The organism is Planococcus circulans (assembly GCF_020023385.1).
Classification (GTDB): domain Bacteria; phylum Bacillota; class Bacilli; order Bacillales_A; family Planococcaceae; genus Planococcus.
This window is the reverse complement of sequence record NZ_JAIQCL010000005.1, coordinates 126,628-139,006: the sequence shown is the minus strand read 5'-3', so window position 1 is coordinate 139,006 and position 12,379 is coordinate 126,628. Positions and strand designations below refer to the sequence as shown.

At 50.5% G+C, this 12,379-nt stretch carries 9 protein-coding genes, 1 other RNA gene and 1 other annotated feature (1 of these 11 cut by a window edge); of the genes, 9 read left to right on the top strand and 1 reads right to left on the bottom strand.

The features are described 5' to 3' along the window. Window positions 1-66, top strand: a binding site (T-box leader); it begins 174 nt to the left of the window's first position. 55 nt (window positions 67-121) lie between these two features. The 4 genes from hisS (at window position 122) to K8U60_RS10225 (ending at window position 4,282) form a co-directional block, all read left to right on the top strand. Further along, on the top strand, window positions 122-1,402 hold the full coding sequence (hisS, locus tag K8U60_RS10240) for a histidine--tRNA ligase (RefSeq protein WP_223638135.1): 1,281 nt from the start codon (window positions 122-124) through the stop codon (window positions 1,400-1,402). Window positions 1,403-1,404: 2 nt separating this feature from the next. After that, the gene (gene aspS, locus K8U60_RS10235; protein ID WP_223638132.1) at window positions 1,405-3,189 is read left to right on the top strand and encodes an aspartate--tRNA ligase; all 1,785 of its coding nucleotides are present in this window, start codon (window positions 1,405-1,407) and stop codon (window positions 3,187-3,189) included. A 44-nt stretch (window positions 3,190-3,233) separates the two neighbouring features. Then, a non-coding RNA gene (gene ssrS, locus K8U60_RS10230) (6S RNA) lies at window positions 3,234-3,416 on the top strand. 101 nt (window positions 3,417-3,517) lie between these two features. Then, window positions 3,518-4,282, top strand: a complete 765-nt coding sequence (locus K8U60_RS10225; RefSeq protein ID WP_223638130.1) for a tRNA threonylcarbamoyladenosine dehydratase — start codon at window positions 3,518-3,520, stop codon at window positions 4,280-4,282. A 547-nt stretch (window positions 4,283-4,829) separates the two neighbouring features. On the opposite strand, the gene K8U60_RS10220 is transcribed toward K8U60_RS10225, so the two are convergent. Continuing rightward, on the bottom strand, window positions 4,830-6,119 hold the full coding sequence (locus K8U60_RS10220) for a replication-associated recombination protein A (RefSeq protein WP_223638127.1): 1,290 nt from the start codon (window positions 6,117-6,119) through the stop codon (window positions 4,830-4,832). A 385-nt stretch (window positions 6,120-6,504) separates the two neighbouring features. On the opposite strand from K8U60_RS10220, the gene cymR reads away from it, so the two are divergent. Genes cymR through recD2 form a run of 5 tightly spaced genes read left to right on the top strand, consistent with a single transcriptional unit; the run spans window position 6,505 to window position 12,319 of the window. Further along, on the top strand, window positions 6,505-6,921 hold the full coding sequence (gene cymR, locus K8U60_RS10215; RefSeq protein ID WP_223638501.1) for a cysteine metabolism transcriptional regulator CymR: 417 nt from the start codon (window positions 6,505-6,507) through the stop codon (window positions 6,919-6,921). Window positions 6,922-6,936: 15 nt separating this feature from the next. Then, window positions 6,937-8,070, top strand: a complete 1,134-nt coding sequence (locus K8U60_RS10210; protein ID WP_223638124.1) for a cysteine desulfurase family protein — start codon at window positions 6,937-6,939, stop codon at window positions 8,068-8,070. 14 nt (window positions 8,071-8,084) lie between these two features. Then, complete coding sequence (gene mnmA, locus K8U60_RS10205; RefSeq protein WP_223638123.1) at window positions 8,085-9,203, top strand: tRNA 2-thiouridine(34) synthase MnmA; 1,119 nt, start codon at window positions 8,085-8,087, stop codon at window positions 9,201-9,203. Between the two features lie 14 nt (window positions 9,204-9,217). After that, window positions 9,218-9,877 (top strand): tetratricopeptide repeat protein, encoded by a 660-nt coding sequence (locus K8U60_RS10200; protein WP_223638119.1) that lies wholly within the window; start codon window positions 9,218-9,220, stop codon window positions 9,875-9,877. Window positions 9,878-9,901: 24 nt separating this feature from the next. After that, on the top strand, window positions 9,902-12,319 hold the full coding sequence (recD2, locus tag K8U60_RS10195; protein ID WP_223638116.1) for an SF1B family DNA helicase RecD2: 2,418 nt from the start codon (window positions 9,902-9,904) through the stop codon (window positions 12,317-12,319). Window positions 12,320-12,379: the final 60 nt, after the last annotated feature.

Genomic DNA, 12,379 nt, shown 5'->3' with positions numbered 1-12,379 from the left:
AGGATGCATCTTTTTGCATCAACTAGGGTGGAACCGCGGAAGCTTATACAGGCTCTCGTCCCTTGCGTAAAGCAAGGGGCGGGAGCTTTTTTGTATGGAAAAATAGAGGAGTGAAGAGAGTATGAACATTCAAGCACCACGCGGCACGTATGACGTGCTGCCCGACCAATCCGCCAAATGGCAGGAAGTCGAACAAAAAATCAACGACTTGTGCAGGCTCTACCAATACAAGGAAATCCGCACGCCTATTTTCGAACACACGGAATTATTCCAGCGCAGTGTCGGTGACACGACGGATATCGTCCAAAAGGAAATGTATACATTCCAGGACCGCGGCGACCGTTCACTGACGCTGCGTCCGGAAGGCACAGCGTCCGTTGTCCGATCTTATGTAGAAAATAAATTATTCGGCATGCCGGACCAGCCGGTGAAATTATTCTATACCGGCCCGATGTTCCGCTATGAACGTCCGCAGGCAGGCCGCATGCGCCAGTTTGTGCAGTTCGGTGTCGAAGCAATCGGTTCCAAGGATCCGGCAATCGACGCAGAAGTGATTTCACTTGCTATGGACCTATACCGTTCTGTCGGCCTGAAGCAATTGCGTCTGGTCATCAATTCACTCGGCGACACGGAAAGCCGTGTGGCGCATAAAGAAGCGTTGATCAAACATTTCGAGCCAAGCATCGATGAATTCTGCAGCGACTGCCAGATCCGGCTCAAGAAAAATCCATTGCGCATCCTGGATTGCAAAGTGGACCGCAACCATCCGTTGATGGCAACTGCGCCGTCCCTTAATGATTATTTGAACGAAGAATCACAGGCTTATTTTGATGAAGTGCAAGCGTACCTTTCGAGCATGGACATCGACTTTGTCGTGGATCCGAATCTGGTCCGCGGACTTGATTATTATAACCACACCGCTTTTGAAATCATGAGCGAAGCGGAAGGCTTCGGCGCCATCACAACTTTGGCCGGCGGCGGACGCTATAACGGCCTCGTCGAAGATCTCGGCGGTCCGGAATCTCCGGGAATCGGCTTTGCGATGAGCATCGAGCGCTTATTGTTGGCGCTTGAGATGGAAAAAGTCGAAATCGGCCAATCGAACAACCTGGAGGTTTACGTGGTGGCGATGGACGAGTCGAGCAAGAAAAAAGCATTTTCGGTCGTACGCGATCTACGTTTGAACGGCATTTCAGCGGATATGGATTTCAACGGCCGCAAAGTGAAAGCGCAGATGAAATCCGCTGACCGCAAAGGCGCCGGCTTCGTCATCGTCATCGGCGAAACGGAATTGGCAAGCGGAAAAGTGGCATTGAAGGAAATGGCGACGGGTGAGCAGCAGGAAATGGCATTCGAAGAAATCGCCCAAACCATATTGAAAAAGAAATCACTGGAGGAATAATTATGTCTAGAACGCATTATTGTGGGGAAGTCAACGAAACTGCCATTGGGCAGCGTGTTACATTAAAAGGCTGGGTACAAAAACGCCGGGACCTTGGCGGCTTGATCTTTGTCGATGTCCGTGACCGTTCAGGAATTGTCCAAGTGGTCTTCAATCCGGAAATTTCAACAGAAGCCGCCGCGATCGGTGAGTCGCTGCGCAATGAATTTGTGGTTCATATCGATGGTCTGGTTGTAGAACGAACTGAAGGACAAGTAAATGCGGCCATGAAAACCGGGAAAATCGAAGTGCAGGTGGATCATGCCTCCATTATCAATGCAGCGAAAAATCCGCCATTCGCGATCGAAGACAATACCGATGTCAATGAAGACCTGCGCCTGAAATACCGTTACCTGGACCTGCGCCGTCCGGCGATGTACGAAACATTCAAAATGCGTTCAGACGTCACCAAATCCATCCGCCGCTTTTTGGATGAAGAAGGTTTCATTGAAGTGGAAACACCAATTTTGACGAAATCAACTCCTGAAGGCGCACGCGATTATTTGGTGCCAAGCCGTGTCCATGACGGAGAATTCTATGCCTTGCCGCAGTCTCCGCAGCTCTTCAAGCAGATGCTGATGGTGTCCGGCTTCGATAAATATTACCAGATTGCCCGCTGCTTCCGTGATGAAGATCTCCGTGCAGACCGCCAGCCGGAATTCACGCAAATCGACATGGAAATGAGCTTCCAGACGATGGAAGACATTATCGGAATGAATGAACGTTTGATGGTCCAAATGATGAAAGACGTCAAGAAAATCGACATCGAGCCGACGTTCCAGCGCATGAGCTATACAGAAGCGATGGACCGTTTCGGTTCGGATAAACCGGATGTGCGCTTCGGCCTGGAATTGGTCGACGTCTCGGATCTGGTGAAAGATTCAGCATTCAAAGTCTTCACCGGCGCCATCGAAAACGGCGGCCAGGTTAAACTGATCAACGTCAAAGGCCAGGCTGCCAATTATTCACGCAAGGACATTGACGCACTTGGTGCTTTCGCTGCCGTTTACGGCGCAAAAGGGCTGGCGTGGCTGAAAGTCGAAGAAGAAGGCGTCAAAGGGCCGATCGCCAAATTCTTTGAAGGCGAAGCGGCAACTGCTTTGACCGAACGTGCAGAAGCGGAAGCTGGAGATCTACTGTTGTTCGTGGCAGACAAGCGTACGGTTGTAGCCGATGCCCTTGGCGCACTTCGTCTGAAGTTCGGCAAAGAGCTTGGCTTGATCGACAACTCGATCTATAAATTCCTGTGGATTACGGACTGGCCGCTGCTTGAGTATGATGACAAGGACGGCCGCTACTACGCTGCCCACCATCCTTTCACCATGCCGTTTGAAGAAGACCTGGACAAATTGGCGACAGAACCGCAGAACGTCCGTGCACAAGCTTATGACCTTGTCTTGAACGGCTATGAGCTGGGTGGGGGATCTTCCCGTATCTACCGCCGCGAAATCCAGGAGCAGATGTTTGAAGTGCTGGGCTTCAGCAAAGAAGAAGCCAATGAGCAGTTCGGTTTCCTGATGGAAGCATTCGAATACGGAACGCCTCCGCACGGCGGAATCGCTTTCGGTTTGGACCGTCTGGTAATGTTGCTGGCAGGGCGCACGAACCTGCGCGACACCATCGCATTCCCGAAAACGGCCAGTGCCAGCGACCTGCTGACAGATGCACCGAGCCCGGTTTCCGGCGCGCAGCTTGAAGAATTGAGCCTATCGCTGAACATTCAGAATAATAAAAAAGTATCAGAGTAAAAAGCTTGTCTAAATAAAAAAGGTATGCTAACATACGGGTATAGAGAATCCTGATGTGTTCGTTTTAAGCAATTCGATTTTGACCCAACATTATGTCGTCGGGAGATCGGATTTCACCATGGCTAACATGCCTTAACGGGAAGTTATAAGTGGTGAAGAGGTCACCCACCTGCTTTCAGCGGGTTCAAACGATGCGCACCAACAAAGACGGCACGATTGGGATTCCTAATAAAAAATCATTTTTATCCCTTCGACAATTATTTGTCGGAGGGATTTTTAATGTGTATAATCCCTATTATGCGTATCAATATTGAAAGGCAGTGGCTTAATGTTACACCAATTCTCGAGAAATGAATTAGCAGTAGGTAAAGAAGGAATCGATTTATTGAAAAATGCAACGGTTGCCATTCTGGGCATCGGAGGCGTGGGGTCATTTGCGGCGGAAGCGTGTGCCAGAAGCGGCGTCGGCACCATCATTTTGGTGGACAAAGACAATGTCGACATCACCAATATCAACCGCCAGCTGGTCGCCAACCTGTCAACAGTGGGGCAGTCCAAAGCAGGCGTCATGAAAGACCGCATTGCTGATATCAATACAGAGTGCAAGGTGATTTCCCTGCATATGTTCTATACGGAAGAAACGTACGAAGAATTCTTCAGCTATAACCCGGATTACGTCATCGATGCTTCCGACACCATGATCTACAAAGTCCATTTGATGGAGGAATGCTATAAGCGCGGAACCAAGATCATCGCGAGCATGGGAGCGGCCAACAAGACCGATCCGACCCGATTTAAGATTGCGGATATCTCCAAAACGCATACTGATCCACTGGCGAAAATCATCCGCAAGAAATTGCGCCAGGCCGGAATCTACAAAGGCATTCCTGTCGTCTTCTCAGACGAAAGCCCAATCATCGTCCGTGAAGACGTGGTCGGAAATGTCGGCAAGCCCGATGCAACCATCCGCAAAGCACAGATGCCGCCGTCCTCGAATGCCTTCGTGCCTTCCTCAGTCGGCTTGATCGCTGCCAGCTGGGTGGTCAATGACATCACCAAGTCCATTCCAATTACACGTGTCCGCATGAATTAAACGAAAGCCGGCTCTTTTCATGAGCCGGTTTTGGCTTTTAGCCAAAAGATTATTAGTTAGAAGTATGAACGAGTAATCAGTGGGTTCTATATTAGATCCTTCACTACAGGCGGACGCTTTCCTACGGGCTTGCGCCGAACTAACTCGGGCTTTGCGCCCGAGTGGATTTCGGCACTTCGCTATCCCGCAGGAGTCGCCGCCTTGCGTTCCGGATTCTGGAATGCATATGTTAAAATTTGGTTTTTTCTTTTCTAGCTAGTTAAGGAATAGAAAAAACGGATTGGATTCGTCACCCTCATTAAGCGTGATATCAATAACGAGACTGGGTGTGAGTCTCATGTAGTGTGGAATCAATTCGGGCTGAATATACCTGTGAGAAGAAGTTATCAGGGCAAATACCTGTTTCTGCCTACTCATTTTCCGTAGACTTTATCTGCAACCAGCTGCTGGCTCTTTTCATGAGCCGGCTTTTCTGTGCTGTTTTCAATAAATCCGTGCATTAAAAAAGCCACCTCCGTTTAAGGAAATGGCGTTGCTTAGAACATATTTATTTTTTATTTTTACGGAAGCTCTTCAGCTTTTCGTAGATTCCGGCGAATTTCTTCTCTTCGCCGGCGACAACCGGTTTGTAGAACTCGGTCGATTTCACTTCTTTCGGCAGATAATCCTGATCAGCCCAGCCGCCGAATGATCCGATCGGCGTGTCATGCGGGTAGCGGTAGCCCCCATGTCCGAGGTCAGCGCTGCCGGCGTAATGGGTATCCCGCAAATGCATCGGGATATCGCCGACGTCGCCTTTGTTGATGGAAGCGATGGCTGCGTCGATGGCTTTATAAGCCGAATTGGATTTTTCGGACAGGCACATTTCTGCGACAGCCTGAGCAAGCGGAATGCGGGCTTCCGGCAAGCCGAGGCGGTCCGCTGCCTGGCATGCCGCGAGTACATGGCCGCCGACAGCTGGGTTGGCAAGGCCGATGTCTTCATAGGCCATCACCAGCAAGCGGCGCGTCACTGCGGTCAAGTCGCCATTTTCCAGCAAGTGCGCCAAATAATACATAGCCGCGTTGACATCGCTGCCGCGTACCGATTTTTGCAGCGCTGACAGCAAGTTGAAGAAATGCGATCCTTTTTTGTCGCCGAAGACGCCGACGCGCTTGATCATCTGTTCGACCATCTGATCTTCGACGATGAATTTGCCGTCGCGTTCGTCAGAGGCAATGACAATCGACTCGAGCATCGTCAACGCTTTTCGGGCGTCGCCGTTGGTGCCTTCTGCGATGCGTTCAACCTGCTTCTCTGAAATATCGATCTGCTCGCTGCCGAGGCCGCGTTTCGGATCGGCCAATGCGGAATTCAAGAGCTGGACAATATCTTCATGCGACAGCCGTTTCAGCTGCTTGATTTCACCGCAGCGCGAGCGGATGGCCGGGTTGACATCGTGGAACGGGTTTTCCGTCGTCGCGCCGATGAGGACGATCGAACCGCTTTCAACATGCGGCAGCAAAGCATCCTGCTGGAGTTTATTGAAGCGGTGGATTTCGTCGAGGAACAACAGGACTTTTCCGGTCATGCGTGATTCCGTCACGACTTCTTCGACATCTTTCTTGCCGGAAGTGGTGGCGTTCAACGCGATGAACGGCAAATTGGACGTGCCGGCGATGGCGTGGGCGATGGACGTCTTGCCGATTCCCGGCTCGCCGTACAACAGCATGGACGGCACGTGGCCGTTGTTGATCATTTTATATAGAGCCGTATGCGGACCGATGACATCTTTTTGTCCGACGACTTCATCGATCGTCCGTGGCCGCATACGGAAAGCTAAAGGTTCGTTATGCATAAGAAAACTCCTTCCGTACATTCGTTCTATCAGTATAGCGTTTGAAGTTTCAAAAGTCATTGCAAGTCCATTCGGCTCAAATTATGCTATACTGTTTTGAAGAATATTGGTATTTATATAGGTGATTTATAGAAGACGTATGTGAATGAAACTGAATCGTTATTCTGATCATACAATTTTGTAAGAAATTATTTTGTATTAATTTTCAATTTAAAGATATGGAGCAAACCAGCGGAGACTCCCGCGGGATAGCGACGTGCCGAAATCCACTCGGGCAAAAGCCCGAGTTAGTTCGGCGCAAGCCCGTAGGAAAGCGGAGCTGGTTTGCGGAATATCCAGTAGCCAAGAAATATTCGTTCAATTTATCAAACTTAGAGGTGTAATGATGAAAATATCAACCAAAGGCCGTTACGGTCTGACCATAATGATCGAATTAGGAAAACTATACGGGGAAGGCCCTGTGCCGCTGCGGAAGATTGCAGCGGAAAATGAGTTGTCCGAAGCCTACCTGGAGCAGCTGGTGGGACCGCTCCGCAACTCCGGGCTTGTTAAAAGTGTCCGCGGGGCATACGGCGGCTATATGCTGACGCGCCACCCGAAAGAGATTTCCGCTGGAGACGTCATCCGCGTCTTGGAAGGCCCGATCCAGCCGGTTGAAGGCATCGAAGATGAAAAGCAGCCTCAACGCGAGTTGTGGGTGCGCATCCGTGATGCTGTGAAGAATGTTCTCGACACCACCACGATCGAAGATTTGGCGAATGCCAATAACGGTGAAACTGAAAATTATATGTATTATATATAAGGGAGTTAACAGATCATGAATCGAATTTATCTAGACCATGCGGCGACTTCGCCGATGCATCCGGAAGTTGTCACGACTTTTTCCGAAGCACTCGGAACGGTCTACGGCAACCCGTCAAGTATCCATGGGACCGGAAGAGCTGCACGTAAGGCACTGGACGATGCGCGTAAATTACTGGCTGAAAGCATCCACGCTGAGGACAATGAAATCATTTTCACCAGCGGCGGAACGGAAGCGGATAATTTCGCGATCTTCGGAACGGCCGCTAAAAAGAGCGGCAAACATATCATCACGACAGCAATTGAACACCATGCCGTTTTGCATGCCTGCGAGAAGCTGGAGCGGGAAGGTTATGACGTGACGTATTTGCCGGTTGGTGAAAATGGGCGTGTGCGAGCAGAAGACGTGAAAAATGCGCTGCGTGACGATACAATTCTAGTATCGGTCATGCTGGGCAACAATGAAGTCGGCACCCTGCAGCCCATCGCTGAAATCGGCGAATTGCTGAAAGGGACGGAGGTCACTTTCCACACGGATGCTGTCCAGGCATACGGGGTGTTGCCGATCGATGTCGATAGACTGAATGTCGATTTATTGTCTGTGTCCGCACATAAGCTCAATGGCCCGAAAGGCGTCGGTTTCCTGTACCAGCGCAAAGGAACGGCATTGACGCCGCTCCTCTACGGCGGAGAGCAGGAACGCAAACGCCGCGCGGGCACGGAAAACGTGCCGGCGATTACGGCATTTGCCAAAGCTGTAGAGATTTCTTTGGCGACAATGGAAGAAAAAACAGCGGCTTACGAGCAATACAAAACCATCTTCAGATCTGCTTTGGATCAGCAAGGCATCGACTATAAAGAAAACGGCAGCAACCAAATGCCGCATATTTTAAATCTCAGCATTCCGGGCATTGAAATCGAGTCGTTTCTGGTCAATCTGGATTTAGCGGGAATTTCTGCCTCCAGCGGGTCAGCCTGCACGGCGGGATCGATCGATCCTTCCCATGTGCTGGTTGCGATGTACGGGGAACAGGCGGTAGAGAGCCGCAATTCCATCCGCTTCAGTTTCGGCATCGGTTTGATGCCTGAAGATATTAAGCAAGCTGCCGAAAAGACAGCTCAAATCAGCCAGCGTTTGGCGTTAAAATGAAAAGGTGAGAAAAAATGACTGCAAAAGCACCACACGATACACGCGTTGTTGTCGGCATGTCCGGAGGGGTGGACTCTTCGGTTGCCGCTTATTTATTGAAAGAACAAGGTTATGATGTCATCGGCATCTTCATGAAAAACTGGGATGATACGGACGAGAACGGTGTCTGTACGGCAACAGAGGATTACGAAGACGTGATCCGGGTCTGCAACCAGATCGGCATTCCGTATTATGCCGTCAATTTCGAAAAACAGTATTGGGATAAAGTCTTCACCTATTTCCTGGAAGAATACAAAGCGGGACGCACTCCGAACCCGGATGTCATGTGCAATAAGGAAATCAAATTCAAAGCTTTCCTTGAGCACGCGTTGAGCCTAGGCGCGGATTATTTGGCGACCGGCCATTACGCACAAGTCGAGCACGCGGAAAACGGCGAAACGAAAATGCTGCGCGGCAAAGACAACAACAAGGACCAGACCTATTTCCTGAACCAATTGGATCAAGGCCAGTTGTCCAAAGTGATGTTCCCCATCGGCCATATGGAAAAGAAAAAAGTCCGTGAAATCGCATTGGAAGCTGGGCTTGCCACAGCGACGAAAAAAGATTCCACCGGCATCTGCTTTATCGGCGAACGCAATTTCAAGGAATTCCTTGGGCAATATTTGCCTGCACAGCCTGGCACGATGGAAACCTTGGAAGGCGTCAAAATGGGCGCGCACGACGGCTTGATGTACTACACGATCGGCCAACGCCAGGGACTTGGCATCGGGGGCGCCGGCGACCCGTGGTTCGTCATCGGCAAAGACCTGAAAAAGAATGTGTTATACGTCGGGCAAAATATCCATCACGATGCTCTTTTCTCGGATAGCCTGACGGCGGTAAACTTAAGCTTCACGTCAAATACAGCACCAACCGGAACGTTGGAATGCACAGCGAAATTCCGCTACCGCCAACAGGACGTCGGCGTGAGCGTGGAATTCAAAGGTGAAGAAGCCATTGTGACATTTGCAGAGCCGGTCCGTGCTATTACGCCTGGCCAGGCAGTCGTTTTCTATGACGGCGAAGAATGCCTCGGCGGCGGAACCATCGACCGCGTCTTTAAAAACGGCGCGCGTTTGGAATATGTAGGCTAATGGGAGAGACAGCGATGAATTACAACGAAATCGGCATACAGGCATTACAGGAAGGCAACACGGAAGAAGCGATCAAAGCTTTTACACAAGCGATCGAAGAGCAGCCGGACAATCCGCTTGGCTATATCAATTTTGGCCATGTGCTGACTTCTATGGATGAAATCGACCGCGCAGAGCGGTTTTTCCAAAAAGCGATCGTGCTGGATGAAACATCGGCGACGGCTTATTATGGCCTCGCCAATCTGTATTTCAACTCGGAACGTTACGAGGAAGCGTTGAAATTATACGAAAAAGCCCTCCAATACGAACTGGAAGGCGCGGATGCGCATTTCATGATCGGCAAATGCTTCGAAAAACTGGAGCAGCCAAAATTGGCGCTGCCCTATCTGCAGCGCGCAGTGGAACTGGATGAAACCGATGTCCAGTCCCGTTTGAGCTTCGGCATCACGTTGGCATCATTGGAATTGTTCGAACTGGCAGAGCCGCAATTTTTGCAGGTGCTCGAACAGGATCCGAACCATTCGGACGCCCATTACAATTTGGGTGTTCTTTATGCGGTTTCCACAAACCGCAAAGAAGATGCCATGAACCACCTGAAACAAGCCTATACGCTTGATGAACGAAACGAAATGGCGCGATACGCCTACGATATGATTGCAACGACACTGGAATAGCCACGTGAAAGGGAGACGACAGAAATGACCGGACAAATCGATTTATTCCAAGAAGAAAAACAGTTTGTATTAGGGCGTCCTGTCGTCTCGATATTTCACAATCCCCAAAATTTATTCTCCATTGCGAAAGTGAAGATCCAGGAAACCAACACCCCGTATACCGAAAAGGAAATTATCGTGTCGGGCTATTTTCCGATGCTGTCCCTTGAAGAGCAATACCGTTTTACCGGCGCCGTGAAAAACCATCCGCGCTACGGCGTTCAGTTCCAGGTGGAAACTTTCACCAAGGAAGTGCCTGAAACCGAACAAGGAATTATCCATTATTTGTCAAGTGACATGTTCAACGGCATCGGCCGGAAAACAGCGGAAACGATCGTCAAAAAACTTGGCAAGGATGCCATCAAAAAGATTTTGGAAGACCCGGATGCACTGGACAAAGTGCCGCGCCTGTCCGACGAAAAAAAGGACACGATCCGTGCAACGCTACAGATGAATCTCGGGCTTGAGCGTGTCATGATCCAGCTCAACGACTGGGGCTTTGGCCCACAAGTTGGCATGAGGATCTACCAGGCCTACCGCGAGGAAACCATCGACATCCTGACGAAAAACCCGTTTCAGCTGATCGAGGAAATCGAAGGAATCGGTTTCCAGCGCGCTGATGAACTGGGCATGAAGCTCGGTATCACAGGCAGCCACCCGGACCGCATCAAAGCATCGATCCTGCATATCCTCAACCAGGCCTCGCTGTCTGAAGGCCACGTCTATGTGGATGCCAAGGCTTTGATTCCCATGGTCAAAGAGATGCTGGAATCACGCCAACAAGAAGAGATTCCGATCGATGCGATTTCCAAAGCGGCGATTGAGCTGAATGAAGAAGGCAAAGTCGCTGGAGAAGAAACGCGGCTTTATTTGCCATCGCTGTATTATTCGGAAGTCGGCATTGCGACAAAATTGGAAACGCTGCTTGCAGAACAGGAAACCCGGACGAAGTTTCCGAGTTCTGAAGTGCGGAAGGCACTCGGCGAAGCGGAAGAGCGGCTGGGTGTCAGCTATGCCGAAACGCAGGTCGATGCGATCGAAAACAGCATCAATTCATCCGTCATGATCTTAACCGGCGGACCGGGTACCGGCAAGACCACCGTCGTCCGAGGTTTGGTAGAGATCTATGCAGAGCTGCACGGGCTGTCGCTGGACCCAAAAGAGTACGCCAAGAAAAAAGAGCCGTTTCCGATCATCCTGGCAGCACCGACAGGACGTGCAGCGAAGCGGTTAAGTGAATCAACGGATTTGCCGGCCATGACCATCCACCGTCTGCTCGGCTTTAACGGGCAGGAAAAAGACGAAGAAACCGAAAAGGAAATCGAAGGCAAATTGATCATCATCGATGAAATGTCGATGGTCGATACATGGCTCGCGCACCAGCTCTTAAAAGCGGTGCCAGAAGATGCCCAATTGATTTTTGTCGGGGACCAGGACCAACTGCCGCCGGTCGGACCGGGGCAGGTGCTGCGGGATCTGCTCGAATCAAAACGGATTCCCACTGTGGAATTGACCGAAATCTATCGGCAGTCGTCGGGCTCATCAATCATCGAGCTGGCCCACCAAATGAAAAAAGGCCAATTGCCGGATGACATCACCGCAAAAACGGCAGACCGTTCATTCATCAAAGCGGGCATCGACCAGATTCCGTCTGTTGTTGAAAAAGTCGTCAAGAGCGCTTTATCAAAAGGCCATTCAATCAAAGACATCCAGGTGCTGGCGCCGATGTACAAAGGACCGGCAGGAATTGATGCCTTGAACCGCATGATCCAGGAAATGGTCAACCCGAATCCGGATGGCAAACGAAAAGAACTGGTATTCGGCGACATCACCTACCGCATCGGCGACAAGATTCTGCAGCTCGTCAACCAGCCGGAAAGCAATGTCTTCAACGGCGATATGGGGGAAGTTGTGGCAATCCTGAAAGCGAAAGAGACCGTCGAAAAGCAGGACATGCTGGTGGCGTCGTTCGACGGCATTGAAGTGACCTACGAACGCAGCGACTTGAACCAGTTGACGCTGGCCTATTGCTGCTCGATCCATAAATCACAGGGCTCCGAATTCCCGACCGTCATCATGCCCGTGGTCCGCGGCTATATGAAAATGCTGCGGCGCAATTTGCTGTACACCGGCATCACCCGAAGCAAAGATTTCCTCATCCTCTGCGGCGACCCGAGCGTTTTCCGCTACGGCGTCGAACGCACAGACGACGCGCAGCGGATGACGACTTTAAAGAATCGCTTAGCAGTCGCAGCGGAAGAACCGAAAACCGAACAGCAAACACAGCAAAAAGCTGAAGCCAAACAAAGCGGACCCGTCAGCCTGACCAACGAAAACGTCCACGCCATCCACCCGATGATCGGCATGGAAGGCATCACGCCACAGAAGTTTATGGAAGCTTGATGTGAAAAGTTGAAAAGGTAGATTGGGCTTCGATATTCCACAAAATAGCTTTGCTTTTTC

Coding starts and splice junctions, on each gene's coding strand:
- hisS (WP_223638135.1), top strand. CDS start 122: ATGAACATTCAAGCACCACGCGGCACGTATGACGTGCTGCCCGACCAA.
- aspS (WP_223638132.1), top strand. CDS start 1,405: ATGTCTAGAACGCATTATTGTGGGGAAGTCAACGAAACTGCCATTGGG.
- K8U60_RS10225 (WP_223638130.1), top strand. CDS start 3,518: ATGTTACACCAATTCTCGAGAAATGAATTAGCAGTAGGTAAAGAAGGA.
- K8U60_RS10220 (WP_223638127.1), bottom strand. CDS start 6,119: ATGCATAACGAACCTTTAGCTTTCCGTATGCGGCCACGGACGATCGAT.
- cymR (WP_223638501.1), top strand. CDS start 6,505: ATGAAAATATCAACCAAAGGCCGTTACGGTCTGACCATAATGATCGAA.
- K8U60_RS10210 (WP_223638124.1), top strand. CDS start 6,937: ATGAATCGAATTTATCTAGACCATGCGGCGACTTCGCCGATGCATCCG.
- mnmA (WP_223638123.1), top strand. CDS start 8,085: ATGACTGCAAAAGCACCACACGATACACGCGTTGTTGTCGGCATGTCC.
- K8U60_RS10200 (WP_223638119.1), top strand. CDS start 9,218: ATGAATTACAACGAAATCGGCATACAGGCATTACAGGAAGGCAACACG.
- recD2 (WP_223638116.1), top strand. CDS start 9,902: ATGACCGGACAAATCGATTTATTCCAAGAAGAAAAACAGTTTGTATTA.